At 60.6% G+C, this 21,381-nt stretch carries 16 protein-coding genes; 6 read left to right on the forward strand and 10 right to left on the reverse strand.

From position 1 onward, the window contains the following. The first annotated feature begins 32 nt into the window (after positions 1 to 32). Genes I6J26_RS04655 through I6J26_RS04665 form a run of 3 tightly spaced genes read left to right on the forward strand, consistent with a single transcriptional unit; the run spans position 33 to position 5,142 of the window. On the forward strand, positions 33 to 1,457 hold the full coding sequence (locus tag I6J26_RS04655; RefSeq protein ID WP_039676805.1) for a hypothetical protein: 1,425 nt from the start codon (positions 33 to 35) through the stop codon (positions 1,455 to 1,457). Then, on the forward strand, positions 1,457 to 2,509 hold the full coding sequence (locus tag I6J26_RS04660) for a glutamate ABC transporter substrate-binding protein (RefSeq protein ID WP_115023734.1): 1,053 nt from the start codon (positions 1,457 to 1,459) through the stop codon (positions 2,507 to 2,509). Before I6J26_RS04655 ends, I6J26_RS04660 begins: the two co-directional genes overlap by 1 nt. Then, a complete protein-coding gene (locus I6J26_RS04665) occupies positions 2,506 to 5,142 on the forward strand; it encodes a serine/threonine protein kinase (protein ID WP_115023737.1) in 2,637 nt (878 codons plus the stop codon). The genes I6J26_RS04660 and I6J26_RS04665 overlap by 4 nt, the downstream gene beginning before the upstream one ends. A gap of 34 nt (positions 5,143 to 5,176) precedes the next feature. Here the strand turns inward: I6J26_RS04665 and I6J26_RS04670 are convergent, their stop codons facing one another. Together I6J26_RS04670 and pta are read right to left on the reverse strand one after the other, a co-directional pair. Continuing rightward, a complete protein-coding gene (locus tag I6J26_RS04670; RefSeq protein WP_115023740.1) occupies positions 5,177 to 6,397 on the reverse strand; it encodes an acetate kinase in 1,221 nt (406 codons plus the stop codon). Then, complete coding sequence (gene pta, locus I6J26_RS04675) at positions 6,398 to 7,762, reverse strand: phosphate acetyltransferase (protein ID WP_115023742.1); 1,365 nt, start codon at positions 7,760 to 7,762, stop codon at positions 6,398 to 6,400. 339 nt (positions 7,763 to 8,101) lie between these two features. Here pta and I6J26_RS04680 point away from each other — a divergent pair, with 339 nt between their 5' ends. Continuing rightward, on the forward strand, positions 8,102 to 10,219 hold the full coding sequence (locus tag I6J26_RS04680) for a glucose PTS transporter subunit IIA (protein WP_115023745.1): 2,118 nt from the start codon (positions 8,102 to 8,104) through the stop codon (positions 10,217 to 10,219). Between the two features lie 136 nt (positions 10,220 to 10,355). Beyond that, positions 10,356 to 11,183 carry a PRD domain-containing protein gene (locus tag I6J26_RS04685; protein WP_115023748.1) on the forward strand — a complete coding sequence of 276 codons (828 nt, stop codon included), beginning with the start codon at positions 10,356 to 10,358 and terminating at the stop codon, positions 11,181 to 11,183. Between the two features lie 73 nt (positions 11,184 to 11,256). On the opposite strand, the gene purT is transcribed toward I6J26_RS04685, so the two are convergent. The 3 genes from purT to I6J26_RS04700 all read right to left on the reverse strand — a co-directional run bounded on the left by purT (position 11,257) and on the right by I6J26_RS04700 (position 15,180). Beyond that, entirely contained in the window at positions 11,257 to 12,606 is a 1,350-nt protein-coding gene (gene purT, locus I6J26_RS04690; protein WP_115023751.1) for a formate-dependent phosphoribosylglycinamide formyltransferase, read from the reverse strand. A gap of 56 nt (positions 12,607 to 12,662) precedes the next feature. Next, a complete protein-coding gene (locus I6J26_RS04695) occupies positions 12,663 to 13,955 on the reverse strand; it encodes an adenylosuccinate synthase (protein ID WP_115023754.1) in 1,293 nt (430 codons plus the stop codon). A 148-nt stretch (positions 13,956 to 14,103) separates the two neighbouring features. Then, positions 14,104 to 15,180: a hypothetical protein gene (locus tag I6J26_RS04700; protein ID WP_239121832.1), complete on the reverse strand. Its 1,077-nt coding sequence runs from the start codon at positions 15,178 to 15,180 to the stop codon at positions 14,104 to 14,106. 304 nt (positions 15,181 to 15,484) lie between these two features. Between I6J26_RS04700 and I6J26_RS04705 the strand changes: the two genes are divergently transcribed. Continuing rightward, the gene (locus tag I6J26_RS04705; protein WP_115024478.1) at positions 15,485 to 16,267 is read left to right on the forward strand and encodes a hypothetical protein; all 783 of its coding nucleotides are present in this window, start codon (positions 15,485 to 15,487) and stop codon (positions 16,265 to 16,267) included. Positions 16,268 to 16,273: 6 nt separating this feature from the next. Here I6J26_RS04705 and I6J26_RS04710 read toward each other — a convergent pair whose 3' ends face one another. The 5 genes from I6J26_RS04710 to pyrE all read right to left on the reverse strand — a co-directional run bounded on the left by I6J26_RS04710 (position 16,274) and on the right by pyrE (position 21,379). Continuing rightward, complete coding sequence (locus tag I6J26_RS04710; protein WP_115023756.1) at positions 16,274 to 17,488, reverse strand: FUSC family protein; 1,215 nt, start codon at positions 17,486 to 17,488, stop codon at positions 16,274 to 16,276. A gap of 183 nt (positions 17,489 to 17,671) precedes the next feature. Then, positions 17,672 to 18,706, reverse strand: a complete 1,035-nt coding sequence (fbaA, locus tag I6J26_RS04715) for a class II fructose-bisphosphate aldolase (protein ID WP_115023757.1) — start codon at positions 18,704 to 18,706, stop codon at positions 17,672 to 17,674. A gap of 167 nt (positions 18,707 to 18,873) precedes the next feature. After that, complete coding sequence (locus I6J26_RS04720) at positions 18,874 to 20,085, reverse strand: glycoside hydrolase family 76 protein (RefSeq protein WP_115023758.1); 1,212 nt, start codon at positions 20,083 to 20,085, stop codon at positions 18,874 to 18,876. Positions 20,086 to 20,148: 63 nt separating this feature from the next. Next, positions 20,149 to 20,841 carry a TrmH family RNA methyltransferase gene (locus tag I6J26_RS04725; protein WP_115023761.1) on the reverse strand — a complete coding sequence of 231 codons (693 nt, stop codon included), beginning with the start codon at positions 20,839 to 20,841 and terminating at the stop codon, positions 20,149 to 20,151. Continuing rightward, positions 20,834 to 21,379: an orotate phosphoribosyltransferase gene (gene pyrE / locus I6J26_RS04730; RefSeq protein WP_070673229.1), complete on the reverse strand. Its 546-nt coding sequence runs from the start codon at positions 21,377 to 21,379 to the stop codon at positions 20,834 to 20,836. The genes I6J26_RS04725 and pyrE overlap by 8 nt, the downstream gene beginning before the upstream one ends. Positions 21,380 to 21,381: the final 2 nt, after the last annotated feature.

The following is a 21,381-nucleotide window of genomic DNA, read 5'->3' on the forward strand; positions in this document are numbered from 1 at the left end:
CACTTTGAGGTCAAGGGCGCTATCCTAAGGGAATGACCGGCCCGGCCACCGAACTGCGCGAGCACTCCCCCGAATCGTGGGGCGATCATTGGCTCGATGATGTCACTGAACCTGCCGCGCCCGCGTTTAGCCGCCCCACACAGCTGGCCATGAGCTCCTTCGCCGGCCCGGCGCGCCTGGTCCGGCGCCTCTACAGCTTCGCCGCCACGACCCCGGGCAAACTATTCACCCTCACGCTCATCCTCACTGTGGCCCTAGCCGCAGCAGGGTTTTCCATGTCCTCCTCGTCGGCCGCGCGCCACGATGATCTCGATGCCCTGCTGACCTCCACGGAGCCCATGTCGAATGCGGCCCACCACCTCTACACCAACCTTTCCCTAGCGGATACGGTGGCCACCACCGGCTTCGTCCAAGCCGGCGTGGAGCCGGTAGGCAACCGCGAGCGCTACAACGAGGCCATAGACGCCGCCGCGGTAGCCGCAACCCAATCCGTCGTGGGCTCCTCGGCCGATGATGAACGCGTGCGCGAGCTCGTCACCTTCATCCAGCGTGAGCTGCCCGTCTACACCGCCCTCGTGGAGAAAGCTCGTGTCAACCACCGCGCGGGCAACGCCGTGGCGAACTCGTACATGTCGAATGCCTCAGCACTCATGCGTACGCGCATTCTGCCTGCCGCAGCGGAGCTCTTCACCCTGACCTCGGAAAAGGTCACCCATCAGCAGCAGCGCCTCACCCGCCCGCAGTGGGTACCGCTCTCCGGCCTTGTGGCCGCACTCATCTTCTTGGGCTTGGCGCAGTGGTGGCTGTGGCGCCTCACCCGTCGCCGCCTAAACCGCGGGTTCGTGCTGGCCACGAGCCTGCTCTTCATCGCCCTCGTGTGGGCTTCCGCTGCGAACTTTGCCACGTGGGCCTCGGGCCACCAGGGATTCGAGACAGTCTCGCGCCCCTGGGATTCCCTCACCGCCTCCCGGATCGAAGCCCAGCAGATGCGCACCTCTGAGACTCTCGCGCTGGTCCTGCGTTCCTCCCAGGAAGATATGTCCGTGCACTTCAATTCCACGGTCTATTCCGTCAACCATGCGCTGCGAGATTATGAGCAAGCCCTGGGCGAGGATTCGAACCCCGCTCTTATCCCCCAAGCGCAGCGAGCAGTGGAAGACTGGGCCGTCACCCACGAGGCCTTCATGGACAGCCTCTCCACGGGTAACTACGACACCGCTGTGTATCAAGCCACAGCCATCGACCCGGATGGGGAACCTACCGCCGCGAGTGCCTTCAACGCCGTGGACAATTCGCTGGCGCTCCTTATCGACGAAGCCCGCGAGTCCATGCGCGAGTACCTCATGCAGGGCCTCAACGCCATGACCTTGGTGTCCACCGGCGTCTCACTGGCCACGTTCGGCGCCATCATCGCGGTGTGGCTGGGCATTCGTCCACGTCTGCAGGAGTACCTCTAATGAAACGCCTGTGCTTTGCGACGATCCCGTTGGTTACCCTCTCCCTCAGCCTCAGTGCCTGCGAATCAACCCACACCACTGCCCCCACACCGGTACTGTCCACGAGCGCAGATACCCATTCCACGCCCGGCCCACCACTGCCGGAAGATGCCATTATCGAGCCTGCCGGCGCGGGCGAAGCCGACACGGAGAGCGAGGCCGAGCCTTATGGCTCCTACCGTCCGGACGATAAAACGCCCAAGGAACGCGTGCCGGAGATCATCAAACGCGGCCGTCTCATCGTGGGCGTGGACCGTTCGAATAACCTGCTGAGCTACCGCGACACCGCCACTAGTGAACTTCGCGGCTTTGAGGTGGACATCGCTCGCGAAATCGCCCGCGACATTTTCGGGGATCCCTCCAAGGTGGATTTCCGCTTCGTGGAAGCCTCCGACCGCGCCAAGGCCCTCAATGACCGCCAGGTGGACATGGTCATCCGCACAATGACGATTAGCCCGCAGCGCCAGCTCGAAGTCGCCTTCTCCATCCCCTATATGAAAACGGATGCCCGCTTGCTCGTGCTCAAGAACTCCGGTATTCATTCCGTGGCGGATACCGCCGGTCTCACTCTGTGCGCGGCGAAGGGCTCGACCATGGTCAATGCCATCCGCAAGCACGCGCCGAAAGCCGATATTTTGGAGACCCGCGCCTGGGGCGATTGCCTCATGTCCTTGCAGCTTGGTCAAACCGACGGCATCGTGGTCGATGATGCATTACTCTCCGGCATGTTGGCCCAGGATTCCTACACTGAAATCGTCGGCGATGCCTTGGAGACCCAGAGCTATGGTGTGGCCGTGCGCAAGCCCGATGCGTCCTATGATTCCCGTCCACTTATCCGGCAGGTCAATTCCACTCTGGAGCGCATCCGCTCGGACGGCACGTGGCTGAAGCTCTTCTACTCCTGGTTGGGCGACTACATGGAGCGCCCCACGCTCCCTGAGCCGAAGTACCTCAACGAGGCCCCACCCGCGACCGAGAACGAGTCCACGTCCGCAAAGGAGGCACGCCCATGAGCCACCGTTTCACCGAGGATGAGCTCGACCACCTCACCCCTGAGGACCACGATCCGGACCCTCAGCCCACGGCTGCCCACAACGACATCAATGACGCGACGGAAGCCGTCCCCTTCGATCCTTTCGCCGACGACGAAGACGGAGAAGAGGCCGAAGGGAACGGCTCAGGCTTCACCAGCAGCGACGGCGCGCAAAGCCCCCACAGCAACCTCACCGACGCACACGATGCCACCGCCGCCGTGCCTTATGATCCTTTCGCTGACGACGAAGACGAGGACGAGGACGGCAACTTTGTTTTCCCCACGCCTTCTCACTCCGGCGCGGACGGCGCTCCAACCAGCCAGGTATCCCGCGGCGCCACACCAAGCGACCCCGCTCGAGGCACGACCACGCCAGGCGACGGCGAAATCGTTGATTCCGATAACATCGCCGCCCTCATCGAGGAACTGGGCCAGCTGCGTGACCGCCGCAAGGCCGAAGATCCCTCGCATGCATCGCGGCGCCGCGCTATTGACACCTTCCGCCAGCGCCGCACCACCAAGCGCACCGACCGCGAGGTAGCCGATGGCATGGCCACGCTGCCCTTCGTGGTACCCGGCAACCCGCAGGATGCCCTTATTGACCCCGAAGATTCACCACGCATTGCACCGCCGCAGCTGAAGCCGGGGGACATGGTGGCTGAGCAGTACGAAATCCTCGGCGTCCTCGCCCACGGCGGCCTGGGCTGGATTTACCTGGCCAACGACCACTTTGTCTCCGGGCGCATCGTCGTGCTCAAGGGCATGCAGGCTGAGAACTCCGCCGAGCAAACCGCCACGGCGGAATCGGAGCGCGAGTTCCTGGCGGATATTACCCACCCGAACATCGTCAAGATTTTTAACTTCATCGATGATGCCCGCGTGCCCGGCGGCTTCATCGTCATGGAATACGTCGGCGGCCCCTCCCTCAAGAACCGCCGCAACCACCAGGAGGATGATGTCTTCCCGGTCGACACGGCGATTGCCTACATCCTGGAGATCCTCCCCGCCTTGGATTATCTGCACGCCCGCGGGGTAGTCTACAACGACCTCAAACCATCCAACATCATCGTCACCGAGGACCAGGTCAAACTCATTGACCTGGGCGCTGTCTCCGGCATCGGCGCCTTCGGCCACATCTACGGCACGCAAGGTTTCCAGGCCCCGGAGATTGCCACCAAGGGCCCGTCGGTGGCCAGCGATATTTACACCATCGGCCGCACTCTCGCCTGCTTGGTGCTCAAGCTTCCGGTGGAAGATGGCGTGTACAAGCCGGGCCTTCCCTCCCCCACCGAGGAGCCGCTCCTGCGCCGCTACCTTTCCTTCTACCGCCTGCTGCTGCGCGCCACGGACCCGGATCCGGACAAGCGTTTTCGTTCCGTGTCTGAGCTGCGCGATCAGCTCTTCGGCGTGCTGCGTGAGGTCATTGCTCTCCGCGATGGCATCCAGCACCCGGCCCAGCACTCGGTCTTTTCCCCACAACGTACGACTTTCGGCACCAAGCACTTGGTCTTCCGCACGGACCAGCTTATCGACGGCATCGACCGCACCGTCCGCATCACCGCCCCCGAGGTCGTCTCCGCCCTACCTGCCCCGCTCATCATCCGTTCCGACGTCGGCGCCTCCCTCCTCCAGGGTTCTTCCTACACCGAGCCGCAGGAAGCCCTAGAAACCCTCCGCCAGGCCATGCAAACTCCTGAGTACGAGGAGTCCGCGGAAATCCCCCTCGGCGTGGTGCGCGCCATGATTGACCTCGGCTACATCGGCCAAGCCCGAGAATGGCTGGCCTCCATCAAAGACCGCCTCGACAACGATTGGCGCTTCCATTGGTACTCCGGCGTGGCGGAACTGCTACTGGATAAGTACCGCGACGCCCAGGCTCATTTCGCCTACGTTCTCGACATCCTGCCTGGTGAAGCCGCACCAAAGCTGGCCATTGGCGCAGTCAATGAACTGATCCTCCAACAGTTGGGATATTCAGAAGCAGCGCTTATCGATGCCTCCGTGGCCCGCGCCTGCGCCAACCTCACCGCCTCGTTGGCGGATCTCCCGAATGAGGCTTTTGAGGACCAACCCGGTATCTGGGACCACGTCACCGACGATCCTGCTCATCTGCGATTCAACTCGATGCGTCTCTACGGCATCGTGTGGGCTACCAACCCCACGACGGTCTCCTCTGCCTTCGGCCTGGCCCGCCAGCTGCGCGCCGAGCACCAAGTGGAGCTCGCCGTGGCCACACTGGATAAAGTGCCGAACGCTTCGCGCCACCACCGCATGGCGCGCCTTACCACGATTTTGCAGCTCATCGTCCACGACTTGTCCGAGTCTCGCATCCGCCGCGCCGCCCGCCGCTTGGAGGAGATTCCGCAGAACGAGCCACGCTTCCTACAAATCAAGATCGCCGTCATCTCGGCCGCCCTCACCTTCCTACGTGACGCCGACCTCGATGCCGCAGCTTCCCCCAACGACCTCTTCGAGTTCCCCTTTACCCAACGCGGCCTGCGCTATGGCCTCGCCGATACCCTGCGCGCGCTGGCCCGTCAGGCCCCCTTCTCCCGCCACCGCTACGCGCTGGTGGACCTCGCCAACAAGGTCCGTCCAGTCACTCTCTTCTAGCGGTGTGCCGCGGTAGGTGCTATCCCCAGAAGGCCTAGTACAGGCCAGCCTCCCGGGCCATGGCCGCAATGCCCGCGGACTTCTGGGCAATCGCCAGTTCCTCGTTCGTCGGAACAACGAAGACCTTGACCTGCGACTCAGCCGTCGAAATCATGCGTGGCTCCTTGGAGCGCACCAAGTTCGCTTCCTTATCGAAGTCAATGCCGTACATGTCGAGGTTGTACAGCGAATCCTGGCGAACCTCGGTGTCGTTCTCGCCCACACCAGCGGTGAAGGTGATGGCATCCACGCGGCCGAGCGCAATCATGTAAGCACCAATGAAACGGCGCAGCTGGTGAATGTAGATGTTGTAGGCCAGCCAGGCATCCTGATCCTCGTTGTTTATGCGCTCACGCAGCACGCGGAAGTCATTGACCCCCGCAATGCCCTTCACACCGGACTGCTTGTTGAGCAGGTTGTCAATCTCATCGATGGACATACCCGCCTGACGCGAAAGGTGGAAAATGATACCCGGGTCGATGTCACCGGAACGAGTGCCCATGGCCAAACCAGCCAGCGGGGTCAGACCCATCGAGGTATCAATCGGGCGGCCGTTGCGAATAGCCGCGGCAGATGCACCATTGCCCAAGTGCAGCGTGATCTGGTGGGTATGCTCCGGGTCGCGGCCGAGCAGCTTCGGCACCTGCTGTGACACGAACTCGTGGGAGGTGCCGTGGAAGCCGTAGCGGCGGATGTCGTACTGCGAGGCCACATCGTTGTTGATGGCGTAGAGCGCTGCAGCCGGCGGCATGCCGTTGAAGAAGGCCGTATCGAAGACCGCCACGTGCGGAATATCCGGCAGCAGCTTGCGGGCCACACGGATGCCGTCCAGGTTTGCTGGATTGTGCAGCGGGGCGAGCGGGATAAGGTCCTCAATCATGGACTCAATCTGGTCCACGATGAGCTGCGGCTCACTGAACAGGCGGCCGCCGTGGACAACACGGTGGCCAACGGCGATGACCTCTACGTCCGTCGGGCCCACCCCGTGCTCGTGCATGATGCTGAACGCGCGGTCGAGGCCGAAGGAGTGAGTAGGAATCTCCAGTTCTTCCTTGTATTCCTCACCACCGGTCTTGACGGTCACCGCACCATGCGGCTCACCAACCTGTTCCACCAAACCTGAGACCAGTGGGGTATCGGTCGCGGTGCTGTCCGGGTCCACCAGCTGGAATTTCACCGAGGAGGAGCCGGAGTTCAGAACGAGTACGTACGCCATTTACTTCACCCCTGCCTGGATAGCGGTGATAGCTACCGTGTTGATGATGTCCGGAACGGTCGCACCACGGGACAGGTCATTGACCGGCTTGTTGAGGCCCTGCAGGATCGGGCCCACAGCCAGGGCACCACCGGTGCGCTGTGCGGTCTTGTAGCCAATGTTGCCTGCCTCCAGGTCTGGGAAGACGAAGACCGTAGCCTGACCAGCCACCGGGGACTCCGGCGCCTTCTTAGCAGCCACGCCTGGGTCACACGCAGCATCAAACTGCAACGGACCGTCTACGGCAACGGAGGAATCAATACCCTTGGCCACCTCGACTGCCTGTACAACCTTTTCCACGTCCGGACCAGCACCAGAAGTACCGGTGGAGTAGGACAGCAACGCCACGCGCGGATCGAGACCGAACTGGGCCGCGGTCTGCGCGGACACGATGGCGATCTCACCGAGCTGCTCCGGCGTCGGGTTCGGGTTCACGGCACAGTCGCCGAAGGCCCACAGTCGGCCCGGCATGACCATGAGGAAGATGGAGGAAACTACGGAGGCCTCCGGCTTGGTCTTGATGATCTGGAAGGAGGGCTTGATGGTGTGTGCGGTGGTGTGCGCCGCACCGGAGACCATGCCGTCAGCCAAGCCCTTGTGCACCATCATCGTGGCGAAGTAGGACACGTCTTTCATGGTCTCGCGCGCCTGCTCCAGCGTCACGCCCTTCTTCTTACGCAGCTCCGCAAAGTCCGCCGCGAATTCCTCTACCAGCGGGGACTCCAGGTGGTTGATGATGTCCACGCCGGACAGGTCAATCCCGAGTTCCTGGGCGCGCTTCTCGACGTTCCCATCACCCAAAATCGTCAGCTTCGCCACCTTGCCCTTGATGAGCTCACCGGCGGCCTCAAGAATGCGGTCGTCCTCACCTTCCGGCAGGACGATGTGGGCGCCAACCTCACGAGCTTGGTCCAAGAGCTGCTTTTGGAAAAGTTCTGCAGACATGTAGGGCTCGATTTCTTCCAGGGAAGAAAGCGCACCAGGAACGGAGGAGACATCAGTCAGCGCACCCACGACAGTGGCACCGACCGAGCGCGCGTGATCAAGTGCCAGCTCAGCGGTACGGGCAGGGGCATTGGAGATGAGCACAAACGGCAGGCCCAGGGCAGCAGCTGCCTTGGCATCGAAATCCATGACGCCAGTGCCCTGGAGGACAAGGTCGCCCTCCGGGGCGTTTTCTAGGACTTGGCTGAGTTCTGTACCCAAGTCATCGACTTTGGCGAAGGTGGCGCCGAGTTCCTGCGCCACAGACTCAACGCCCAAGTCATCGAAGCCGCGCCCGATGACGCTAATGAATGCAGATTTACGTGAGGACGTGATGGGCATATGCAACCTTTCTCTACAGGGAAGGCGTGTACCCCCGCTCACACACAGGGCACACAGTGACACTTTCACACTACGGCAACATGACCATCCTCGCCGCAATCCTTCAACACCCCGAACCACGTCTACCCTGCACAACAGCACACCCATTAACAAAAAGTGCGCTATTCCACAAAGACTTGTCCCCCGTGAGGTCTTCGGAGTAGGCTCCTTAGCAGGATTGTTACTTCGGGCAAGACCTAGGCTCCCCACTCGTAGCCGCGTGGGGATGGTTCGCTATGGACCATTGTGGCCTAGGTCTTTTGTGGTTTTCACAGGCCCTTTACTTGCGAAAGGATTCTCATGTCGACTGACGTTCGCTCGGCAGCCGAGGCCATCCTGGATGGCATCGGCGGAGCGGAGAACATCACCTCTCTCACGCACTGCGCCACCCGCCTGCGCTTTGAGCTGGCTGATACCTCCAAAGTAGATAAGGAAGCACTCGAGTCCATCCCCAAGGTCATGGGTGCCGTGCCGCAGGGCGGCCGCAACTACCAGGTGGTCATTGGTGGCGACGTAGCCACCGTGTACGACCACATCAAGGCTCTTCCCCAAATGAAGAACCGGAGCCAGTCCAGCGGCCAGTCCAACGATGATGTCAAGGCCGCCGCGCGCGCTAAGTCCAAGGGCAAGCTGCCGTGGATGGACGCCTTCTTCGAGTACCTCTCGGATTCCTTCCGCCCCATCCTCGGCGTGTTGTTGGGCGCGTCCCTCGTCATCGCCTTTGCCGCAGTACTGGATGCCATCGGCGTTGTTGATTTCCGCGCTGAGGATAAACCCGCCTCGTGGATTTTTGTCGACGCCATGTGGCGCTCCGTCTTCTTCTTCCTGCCTGTGATGGTGGCCTACAACGCCGGCAAGAAGTTGCGCATCGACCCCTGGGTTCCCGCTGCAGTCATGCTCGCAATGTTCACCCCGGAGTTCACCGGTCTCAAAGACAACCCGGCTGTACAGTGCCTCACCAACGAAACGCTGAAGGCTGAGCAGTGCTCCATCGACATCTTCGGCCTGCCACTGCAGCTGCAGGACTACGGCGGAAACGTCTTCGTTCCGCTCATCATGGCGGCCGTGGCGGCACTGTTCTACAAGGGCTTCCAGAAGATCATCCCGTCCGCGGTCCACATGGTCTTCGTCCCGTTCCTGACCCTGCTATTCGTTATCCCGTTGACCGCCTTCATCATTGGCCCGTTCGGCGTGTGGGCCGGTAACGGCATTGGCGCGGGCCTGTCCTGGATGAATGACAACGCTCCGTTCGTCTTCGCCCTGGCCATCCCGATGCTCTACCCGTTCCTCGTCCCGCTTGGTCTGCACTGGCCGCTCAACGCCCTCATGCTGGTCAACATCCAGACCTTGGGCTATGACTTCATCCAGGGCCCGATGGGTGCATGGAACTTCGCCTGCTTCGGTGCCACCGCAGGTGTTCTGGCTCTGTCCATCCGTGATCGCGACACCGTGATGCGCCAGACCTCCGCTTCTGCTCTCCTGGCCGGTCTGCTGGGTGGTATTTCTGAGCCTTCCCTCTACGGTATTCACCTGCGCTACAAGAGGATTTACCCGCGCATGCTCGTGGGCTGCTTCGCCGGTGGTCTCACCGTGGCGCTGCTGACGCTGGGCACGAACGGCATTACGACGAATGCCTTCGTCTTTACCTCCGTCCTGACCATCCCGGTCTTTACCCCGATGGCTAAGTACGCCATCTCCATCGCAGTGGCCTTCATCGTCGCCTTCCTGCTCATCTTCTTCACCGACTACCGCACCCCGGAGGAGCGCGCTGAGGCCAAGGCCGCACGCGAGGCCACCGAGCGCGGTGAGGCCAACGGCACCGTCAATACGGATGACGCCGTGCTTGGCGACGTCTCCCCTGCCGCCACTACCGCAGCCGCAAGCGCCGGCGCTACAGGTGCGACCACTGCAACCGCCACTAAGGCAGATACCTCAGCCAAGACCGCTGAGCCAGCCGCTGGCACCACCACCGACATTGCCTCCCCTGCCGCCGGCGAGGTTGTCCCGATGGCCGAGATCGATGACCCGGTCTTCTCGGCTGGCACCCTTGGCGATGGCGTCGGCATCCTCCCTGAGAACAACGACGTCTACTCCCCCGTATCCGGCACCGTGGTGAGCGCTATGAAGTCCGGCCACGCCTACGGCATCAAGACCGAGGACGGCGTGGAGGTTCTCGTCCACATCGGTGTCAACACCGTGAAGATGAAGGGCGAGGGTTTCACCCCGGCTGTCAAGAAGGGCGACACCGTGAAGAAGGGTGAACTTCTGGCCACCGTTGACTTCGACAAGGTTCGCGCAGCCGGTTATGACACCACCATCGTTCTGGCTGTCACCAACACCAAGGCTCTGGCTACCGTGACCCCGGCTGGCCTGAAGCACGCAACTGCGGGTGACACGGTCATCACCACCACCCGCTAGGACACTTCAAACAAACCCTGACTAAGCTGGCTCGATGTTCCACCATCGTGGCCGGCTTTGTCATATCCGGACCACGTCCATTCCACGGACCAGTCGCAGGCTTTTCAGCCTTCCTCCCACAACAGAAAGGTGCCTTGTGCAACTCTTGCGCGTGTTCAACAACAACGTCGTGCTCGCACGGCGCGGTGAGGAGGAGGTCATCGTCACCGGCCGCGGTATCGGCTTCCAAGCCCAGCCCGGCACCCCGGTGGACCCAAACAAAGTGGTCAAGGTCTTCGTCCCCGATTCCGGCCGCGACCCCGATCACCTCGCCGCGATGATTGCCGGTATTCCCGGCGAATACGTGCAACTCGTCATTGATGCTATGCATTCAGTCGACATGCCGGAAGCACTGCGCAGCAAGCTCACGCTCGTCGTTGCACTGGCGGATCACATCCACGGCGCAGTCTCCCGCGGTCATACCGTTTCCTACCCCCTAGAGGCAGAAGTCCGCCACCTTTATGCCGAGGACTTCACCCTCGCCCAACAGCTTCTTACCGCCATTAACGATGGCCTCCAGAAGCCACTAGACCACGATGAAGCCGTTGCGATTACTCTCCATCTGGTTAACGCCGGCTTCGCCGTCGGCGACTTGTCGGGTACATACCGCATGACGGGCCTTATCCAGCAGATCCTGGCGGTCATTGGCTCCCACAACGGCACTGAGCTCAAAAGTGAGGATATCTCCGTCGCCCGTTTTATCACACACCTGCGCTACCTCTTCGTGCGCATGGCGGAGCACAAACAGCTCGATTCAGACGACCGCCAAGTCGCCACCGCCATTTCCGCCCGGTACCCCGATGCCGGCGAGACGGCCCAGATTGTCTCCAATCTCATTGAGCTGCGCCTCGATGACACCCTCACCCCCGATGAGGTCTCCTATCTTGCGCTGCACATCGCCCGCCTGCAGGAGGCCTCCGTCTAGCCCTATCCCAGTACCGAGCATTACTGCCAAAAGAAATAACGACAGCTACGCCGGCCACAAGCTTTACTACAACTCAGCCATCAGCGGAGCGAAGCAGCGTCGGATCTACATCCACGACTGGCTCAGCAACCTCCACGACTTCAATATCAGGAACAGAAGCGTCGGAAGGCGTAGTCCCTTCGGTGGCCGATTGATTCTCAGCACTGTGAGCTGAAACGACATTAATCTTGGCAGCGGCGAGCGCTGCTCGGTCGCGGGCGGTTTCAACTTCCTCAGCAGTCGTAGCCACCATCCCCATGCGGCGGCCCGAATACGCCCACGGCTTACCAAACAGACGCACGTCCGTCTCCTCATAAGCCATGGCAGCATCGAGGCCGGAATACGAGACGTCGTCAAGCTCAGCATCCGCGTGGAGAATGACCGCAGCACCGGGACTGACCAACGTGACGTCAATGGGAAGGCCCAACATGGCGCGCACGTGCAAATCAAACTCGGAGAAGCGCTGGGTATAGTCCGTCAGCATCGCCGTATCCAACGGGCGTGGCGAGACGGAGGAGAAGTACACGTCATCGCCAGCCACGAAGAGCTCTACGCCGTACACGCCACGTCCACCCAACTCATTGGAGATGCGCGCGGCCACGGAACGTGCATTCGCCAGCGCATCCTCACTCATCGCCATGGGCTGCCAGGACTCCACCAGGTCACCCTTTTCGTGACGGTGACCAATAGGCTCACTAAACCACGTGGCCATCTTGCCCGTGGCCGGGTCAATGGAGCGCACCGCCAGGAGCGTGACCTCATAATCAAAGTCCACGAAGCGCTCCACCACCACGCGCTTATCATCTGAGGACACGTGGCGCACCATGGACCAGGCCTCCTCAACGTCCTCTTCTTCCTTAAGAAGGACGTGCCCCTTGCCGGAGGTCGTAATATCCGGCTTCACGATGCACGGCAGGCCCAACTCCTCTACCGCCTGCTGCAGCTCCTCAGGGGACTCCGCGAAGCGATAGCCGGACACAGGCAAGCCGATACTCTCAGCCACGCCACGCACGCTCTCACGCGATTGGGTCAGCGCGCACGCACGCGCGGAGGGCACCACAGTGGCCCCCAGTTCTCCCTCCACGCGCTCAAGGGCTTCGATCGCCACTGTCTCCACCTCGGGGACGACGTAGTCCGGCTTGATTCGCTCAGTAAGCTCCCACACCTTCTGCGGATCTCTGATGTCTGCGATGTAACTAAAGTGCGCGAGCTGCTGCGCGGGTGCTCCTGCGTAGCGGTCCACGGCGTGAACCTCGAGCCCTAAATTTTGGAAGGCCATTGCCAGCTGCTTGCCCAGCTCACCCGCTCCTAGCAACAGCACCTTGGTAGCGGTTGCTGTGAGCGGGGTGCCGATGCGGCCTGCGTTATCGCCTGCGGTAGTCATTCTCGAATTATCGCACACATTTGACGCTGTGCCGCTTGGCGACGTCCCCCTCGTCCTTACTGATCCTCCATGACATCGTGGCGCACAATGGTCTGATCGCGGCCAGGGCCCACACCAATGTAGGAGATACGGCAGCCGGAGAGCTCCTCTAGGCGCAGGACGTAATCCTGAGCCTTCTGCGGGAGCTCCTCAAAGGTCTTGCAGTCAGTGATGTCCTCATCCCAGGCCGGCATGGTCTCAAAGATGGGCTCGGCGTGGTGGAACTCAGACTGGGTCAGCGGCATCTCGTCGTAACGCTTGCCGTCGACGTCATAGGCTACGCAGATGGGAATCTCACCGATGCCAGTGAGCACATCCAGCTTGGTAAGGAAGTAATCCGTGAAGCCATTGACGCGGGTGGCATAGCGAGCAATGACGGAGTCATACCAACCACAACGACGCTTGCGGCCGGTGTTGACGCCAATCTCGCCGCCGGTGGTCTGTAGGTACTCGCCCCACTTATCGAAAAGCTCGGTCGGGAACGGGCCAGCGCCCACGCGGGTGGTGTAGGCCTTGATGATGCCCAAGGAGGTCGTGATTCGCGTCGGGCCAATGCCGGAACCTACAGAGGCACCGCCCGCAGTCGGATTCGATGACGTCACGAACGGGTAGGTGCCGTGGTCGACGTCCAGCATGGTGGCCTGCCCGCCCTCCATGAGGACGTGCTTGCCCTCATCCAGTGCCTGGTTGAGCTCCAGCTCGGCCTCAATCACCATCGGGCGCAGGCGGTCGCGGTAGCTCAGGAAGTACTCCACAACCTGCTCCGGCTCAATGGCCTTGCGGTTGTACATCTTCACCAGCATCTGGTTTTTAATGTCTAGCGCGGATTCGACCTTCTGGCGCAGGATGGATTCATCGAAAATGTCCTGCACGCGGATGCCGATGCGCGCAACCTTGTCGGCATACGCCGGACCGATACCGCGACCGGTGGTGCCGATGGCGCGCTTGCCTAGGAAGCGCTCCTGCACGCGGTCAAGCGTCTGGTGGTACGGCGCTACAAGGTGTGCGTTGGCGGAGATGCGCAGGCGCGACGCGTTGGCGCCACGGGCTTCGAGGCCATCAATCTCGTCAAAGAGAGCCTCCAGGTTAATCACCACGCCGTTGCCCAGAACCGGGGTGGCGTTTTCAGAAAGAATGCCGGCGGGAAGGAGCTTCAGCTCGTACTTCTCGCCGCCGACCACGACGGTGTGGCCGGCATTGTTACCGCCGTTAGGCTTAACTACGTAATCGACTTTGCCGCCGAGGATGTCAGTAGCCTTGCCCTTGCCTTCGTCGCCCCACTGGGCGCCGACGATGACGATCGCTGCCATTTTGGTGTCACTTCCTAGTTATTGAAGTCAAATACGCACCTACTTTACCTGCCCTGCTTGTGTGGTGGTGAGTTTGTGACAAGGTCATCAAGAATTAGCGTGCTGGCAGCACGAGGCACGATCCGCAGCAACTTCAGCAAAGATCCAACTAGACGCTTTCGGTGTTTGTCTCGTCACCGTCTGAGTCCTCGTTTTCGAAATAGATAGTGTCGTTGGTGAACATCAGCCTCGACTTGTCTGGGGTACTGACGATAATGCTGTCATCAACAACGGCAATTTGAGCCTCGATGTCACCGATGCCAATTCGGTAGAGTCCGTTGCCCTCAATTTTCTTGCCATTGGTTGGGATTTCGTCGTCATACTGGCTGAATTCGGTACTGTTCTCCAGTGGCAGGAAGGTCACTAAGTTAAATTCCATACCTTCTGGCATTGGGCTCTTACCGCCCTTAATGCCCCAACCCCCGCCATCGCCATGTGCACAGTCGATAGCGTTATTCTCCTCAGCGATTCCGCAGACCATGTTCCAGCCATCGGCAGCGATAGTGAAGAGCTCTTCGCCGCGGAGGTCTTCTTCATCCTTAGCCAAGTCCGCAGATTCGGTGGGTTCAGACTTCACGTCAAGGTAGAAGATATCAGAGTTCACACCGTCAAAAGAGTCATCCATCATAGGTGCTTCGGTGCCTGGGCGCTTATAAACTTTGCCTTCAACACCAACAATGTCACCGTCGGTCTCGGACTCATAGGTGTAGCCCTCGCCATCCTCGCTGACCTCGAACGAGGAGGATGTGATGTAAAGAGCATCCTCGCTATAGATTTTGCCATTGACGAAGAAAGCAGGGACTTTAACGGATTCTCCACCGAACTTGCCCTCCAGCACCACGTAGCTGAGGAACTTGCACGGGTCATACTCGTCTTCACCGACGGTGAGGTCCTCGAATTTCTCGGTGGAGCCCTTCACGTAAGCTTCCTTGTTCTCCAACACCTTGCCGAGTTCGGTGTCCTCCAGCTTCGTGCCTTCCCCACACTTGGCGCTCGTGGTGGATGAAGCCGAGCTGCTGGAGGATGCGGTACTCGAGGTCGTGGGTGCTTCCGAGCTCGACTCTGCCAGGGTCATTGCCGCCGCTGTGGTGAAAGCGGGTTCTTCGGCTTTGTCACCAGAGCCTCCGCCAAAAGTACAGGCGCTCAGCGCCAGGCCCGTAGCGGAGAGGAGTGCGAGAGTAGTCATGCGAGCAGACACAGTGAGAAACCTCCAAGGGGTAGATAGGACTCTGCTGGAACTCTTCGATGTAGGAAACCTTGTGGGGTGTGACTGCCAGACTACCCAGCCCTTGTGATGCGCACTACAACATTGGGCAAGGCTCCCCGTTTCTCGGTTGGTGAATTGCCCGCCATTACAGGTTTGCAGATGGGGCTTCTATGATCCTTGTATGTTCTGTGCGCTTTTAGACTGCGGCGGCCAGTTCGCAGTCACCGCTTCCGCTCCCATTGCCCACGCTGAAGAGCAAGGGCTTAAGGTGCGGCGACTGCCCATGAGCAAGATCCCGACACGCGCCGAGCTCAAAGAGCTTGATGCACTAGCAAAGGAGATTCTGCCGGAGGACCCGACTCCAACGCTCGATGAGATCGCTGCACAGCCAGACGTGGACCATTTAGGACGACCGGGCGCAGCGCCGCAAGCACGATTCTTGCGCGAGCCGTTGCGCGTAGTCGTCATTGGAAGCGATGCGGCGCTGAGCGCCGTGCTTACCCGGATGATGCGTGCGGACTATCTGTGGGCTGAGGTGGGCTTCGTGCCAACGGAGGAGACATCCACGGCAGCGATGAATTGGGGACTACCAACCTCCACAGAAGACGCTCTCTCATTTGCGTTGAGTGCGCCGGTCAAGCCGGTACCGCTCATTCGAAATGATGCGGGTCTGGCCGTTGCGGGCTCGGCCACCATTGCGGAATGGTCAGAGGAGGAGATTACAGGCGAGATTATCGTCGATGATGCTGTGCTCCTGCGCGCGGACCGCGAGACACACGTCTTTGGCGCTCGCCTTGTGCCCATGACCGATGCGCCGGGCATCGTGGCGGCAAAGGCGGTATCGAGCTTTACTGCGGAAGCTGAGCCACGGCGGAGACTATTCGCTCGGCTCCGCAAACAAGCACAGCCGGGGCAACTCGACCCCGATAGCGTGGTGCAGGGAAGAGCCGTGCAGGCAGGCGGGCCAGCGCTGAGCGTCAGCGTCGATGGTGTCCGCGCACCGCGTCCGGCCAAACGCGTGACGTTCTACCGTCACCTGCGCGACCTGCAGATAGTGCGGCCCTAGTCATCCTTAATCTTCGTCCTCCAGCACCTCCGGTGGGTAGGCCGGGTGCTTCGACGTGGGCACTAGCTGCGCCACCGCGGATTCGCGAGACATGCCACAAATCATGAGCAAGTCCACGATGATGGAGCGCGTTTGTGCCAGCACCGCATAAGCGGATAGAACCGGCTTCTCCCCCGCCATGTCAACAGAGCAGCGTGCCGCTAGCAGGCGCAGGCGGTGGACGATGTCGGGGATGGCGTGGGCTTCATCCACGCGGCGTTCCCGTGCGGATTGGTGGCTATAGAGCTCCGAGAGTTCCATCATGATGTCCGAGATGTCGTCGATAAGCTCGATCTGCTCCGGGGTTGCTTCATCATCATCTTCAGCCAGGACGAGCGCACGGCGGGACAGCACACGGGTGCCGCGGACAACGTTATCGACGGGAGTGAGAATACGCTCCAAGGAGCGGACGTTGCGCTGCGAGCCCCACAGGAATGGTGATAGGCGTGCGGTCTCCGCACCACCTTTCGTAGCGTTGAGCATGTTGTTTATGTCATCCTGAGTGCCGCGTACAGCATCACGTGCCTCCTGGATGCGATCCGGATCGTTATCTTCGAGGCCTTTCGACACATCGACAAGCACCGATGACGTGATTCCTAAAACCTTGGACACCTCGGTTCGGCCTGCTCGCAGAGGCGAATTCGGAATAAGCATGATCATGGACAGGCCAATAACCGCACCGATAATGGCGTCAATCGCGCGGGAGACTCCGCCCATCTCCGCTGGGGGCAAAATCGTGGCAATGAGGATGGCGGCAATGACAATCTGGTTAGACACCAACTGCGAGCCGGTGACGAGGGAACCGATAATCAACGCCAGACCAATAATGATGGTCATGTGAATGGGTCCAGTGCCAAGTGCATCTACGAGCAAGGTACCCACGAGAACGCCGATGACACCGCCGATAGCCATGTCGACTGCACGTTTGATGCGGTCGCTGCCAGATAGGCCCAGAATGATGATGACGGCCATCGGGGCGAAGAAGGGCTGCTCGTGGCCGAAGAAATCGTGCGCTACATAGAACGCGAGGCCAGCGCCAAGGGTGCACTGGATCATGAAAACCAGCCGGTTGCGCACGCGCGTAAAGCGTGACTTTAAAGACCTATCTACTAGCCGCAGCTGCTCGCGGGTAGTCCTGCGAACGCGCTTAACGGTACTCGTCGATGACTCTTGCGCTCCCATGGTTTCCGTATCTTACGCGTTCAGCTGTCGGCGTTGACTGGGGCGGCCGGGGCTAGATGCAAAAATGAGCACGGTAGCCTTCCGAACCGGGTGGATTCGGGAGCTATCGTGCTCAGATCGTGCGCTGGCATAGGGCGTCTTGACGAAAGGGGGACGTCGCCAAGCAACAGCGCCCTCGAACCGTTACTTAGAGACGGTCTTGCCCACAGAGTGCAGGTCCTGGCAGGCCTCGACCACGCGGTCAGCCATAGCCTGCTCTGCCTTCTTCATGTAGGAACGCGGGTCGTAGACCTTCTTGTTACCAACCTCGCCGTCAATCTTGAAGACGCCATCGTAGTTGGCGAACATGTGGCGAGCGACCGGGTTGGTGAAGGCGTACTGGGTATCGGTGTCAACGTTCATCTTGATAACGCCGTAACGCAGAGCCTCCTCGATCTTCTCCTTCTCGGAGCCGGAGCCACCGTGGAAGACAAAGTCGAACGGCTGGGCGCCGTCCTCAAGGCCAAGCTTCTTGGTGGCAACCTTCTGGCCCTCATCCAGAACCTCCGGACGCAGCTTCACGTTGCCCGGCTTGTACACGCCATGGACGTTGCCGAAGGTAGCGGCCAGCAGGTAGCGGCCCTTCTCACCGGTGCCGAGGGCATCGATGGTCTTCTCGAAGTCCTCCGGGGAGGTGTAGAGGTTAGCGCCAGCCTTAGCCTGAACGCCGTCCTCTTCGCCACCGACAACGCCAATCTCAACCTCGAGAATGATGTTGGCGTTCTTAGCCTTCTCCAGCAGCTCCTGAGCGATTTCCAGGTTCTCATCGATCGGGATAGCGGAGCCATCCCACATGTGGGACTGGAACAACGGCAGCTCGCCGCGGTCTACGCGCTCCTGGGAGAGGGCGATGAGCGGGCGCACGTACTCATCCAGAACTTCCTTCTGGCAGTGGTCAGTGTGCAGCGCAACGTTGATGCCGTAGTGCTGTGCTGCTTCGTGAGCGAAGGCAGCGAGTGCCCTTGCACCGGCAACCTTGTTCTTCACGGACAGGCCGGAACCGAACTCGGCACCGCCGGTGGAGAACTGGATGATGCCGTCAGACTCAGCCTCAGCGAAGCCGCGGAGTGCTGCATTGATGGTTTCGGAGGAGGTGCAGTTGATGGCTGGGAATGCGAAGCCGCCCTTCTTGGCGGTATCGAGCATCTGGTTATAGACCTCAGGGGTTGCGATTGGCATAAAGATCCATCCTTTGGAGTTGCTGTGCAGTAAGCCGTGCTACCTCGCTGTTCGGCGAAACAACACGTTCCAACACCCAAGTATGCCTATCGATGTTGGTTTTCGCCGTGCGATACGGTGTGATCTCACTTAAGGGGGTGATCCCAGTTCGCAGTGATACAGGTCTACTAGGAGTTTTGTACCTTTTTGGATTCTGACTTGTACTTCCAAATTCGGGCGCAGGCCTCCAGTAGCATCCAACCGGACAACTGAACGGACAAATCGCGCTCGGCCACGCGGATGATGCCAACCTTCTGGCCCAGACTCGACGGGCCGAATCCGTAGTTGTGGGGCAGTTTCGCGTCCGCAGTCCAGTCGGAACCAAAAATAGGCAGGCCGTCGACCTCGAGGCGGTGCTCCCACACGGACTCAGCGGAGCTAATGACGAGGCGTGCCGCCAGTTTCTTCGTGGCGCGATTGGCAGGTGAATCGCCAGGAAGGCGTACGGCTACATCTGCGAGGTAGCGCACGAGAATGCCCTTGAACAGGCCGCCATCGCCGTCTCCGGTTTTCCAGTCGATGACACCCGTATGGGTAGCCATGCCTGTGGCCACAGCTTGGACAAGACTGCGAATGCGGGTGGTGTAATCCATCATGTCTTTGGCCAAGTCAGCCTCGTAAATGGTGTCGATGGTTTCCAAGGAAGTCAGTCCTGACTTCTTGCGGAGGGCAAGGACAATCTCCAGGCAAGCACCGAGGACAACGCCTTGGCAGTAGGGGTGGATGGCGCGAACAACTTCGCGGCCGTCCATGCGCATGCGGATGCCGTCCATAACGAATCCGTCATCGTCGATGAGGTGGTCGTAGATCCAGTCCACGATGTGGCGGGCTTCGTCTAGACGCCCCATGCGGGCAAGCATGATGGCCCCGGGGCCGTTGGACGGCACGTTGAGGAAGGTCTCGCCTTCGCGCCACGGCAGCACTCCCACCTGGGAGTCGATACCGGCGCGAATGTTGCCCTGCAGGACGCTGAGTTTCTTGTACGGGCGCAACTTCTTCAGCTCCCCGGCGCGGGCCATGGCGAGGGCCATCCAAGCTTTGTCGTCGTAGTAACGGTTCTTGGTCAGCGCGCGCAGGTTGCGCACGTGGATGCCACGCATGGTGTTGGCAATAAGCGTCCGGCGCACCTTGGTGTTCTTGCGCAGTGCGGCATCAACCTGGCAATCCAGGTAGTGGGCCTGCCACCAGTAGTGCCAATGGACAAAGAGTGATTCCTTGGTGGTGGGCGGCCAGCTCACCACTGCAAGGTTGGTACGCGGCAAGCCCCACACAGCGCTCGCATGGCGCTCGTTGATGGCTGTCTCCGCGAGGTCAGCACGGTGTGCCCATTTTTCTTTCACGTCTAACCCATCATTCTGTGATGTGAATTCGTTACCTCACATGTAAACATAGTGGGAGGGGTCTCACCATGCTTTTGATAAGTCGGCGTGCTGTCGAATCCACGCATGCATGGCAATACCTGCGGCCACGCCCGCATTGATGCTGCGCGTGGAGCCAAATTGGGCGATGGAACATGTCATAAGCGCTGCGTCTTGGGCCTCTTGGCTCACACCGGGGCCTTCTTGACCAAAAAGGAGAAGACAGCGCTCAGGTAGTTCTGCGGTTTCGAGGGGCACACACCCGGGGGTGTTGTCGATGGCGACGACGGTGAGCTCCTGCTCGGCGGCCCAAGCCATAAGTTCACTGACGTCGGCATGGTGCATGAGGTGCTGGTACCTATCAGTGACCATGGCGCCGCGGCGGTTCCAGCGCCGGCGGCCCACGATGTGGACGGTGTCGACAGCAAAGGCGTTGGCTGTGCGCACGACCGTACCGATGTTGGCGTCGTTCTCGAAGTTCTCGATGGCGATGTGGAGGGCATGGCGGCGGGTATCGATGTCCGCACGGATGGCCTCGCGCGACCAGTAACGGTAGGCGTCCACGACGTTGCGGCGGTCGCCTTCAGCCAGCAGCTCTGGGTCGTATTTATCCGCTTCTGGTCCTTCGAGCAGCGGCCCTTCCCAGGGGCCGACGCCGTGGCGGCCTTCGTTCCACTCGGTGGGGCCTTTGGCGTCGGTGGTTTCGTTGTGGTGAGCGGTGTCGCCGGAATTAGGCAAGGTCGAGGTCCTCAAGGCCCAGCAGGTAGCGGTACTCCAAACCTTCGGCGGCGATGGCTGCACCGGCGTCGGTATCACGGTCCACAACGGTGGCCACACCAACGACCTCAGCGCCTGCATTACGCAAAGCCTTGACGGCGGTCAGCGGGGAGTTACCGGTCGTGGTGGTGTCCTCCACGACGAGTACCTTCTGGCCCTCCACGTTGAAGCCCTCAATTTGGCGCTGCATACCGTGCTTCTTGGCTTCCTTGCGCACGACGAAAGCATCGATGTCGCGACCGTCAGCATGCATGATGGACAGCGCAACTGGGTCAGCACCCATGGTCAGTCCGCCGGCAGCGGCGAAGTCCCAGTCGGCGGTGAGCTCACGCAACAGGGAGCCGATGAGGCGGGATGCCTCGTGCTGCAAGGTAGCGCGGCGCAGATCAACGTAGTAGTCAGCCTCCTTGCCGGAGGACAGCGTGACCTTACCGTGGACGACGGCCAGCTCCTTTACCAGTTCTGCTAGGCGTTGCTTCTTCTGCTGATCCAGGCTCATCG

Origin of the sequence: Corynebacterium minutissimum, from assembly GCF_016889765.1 — a bacterium.
Classification (GTDB): Bacteria; Actinomycetota; Actinomycetes; order Mycobacteriales; family Mycobacteriaceae; genus Corynebacterium; species Corynebacterium minutissimum_B.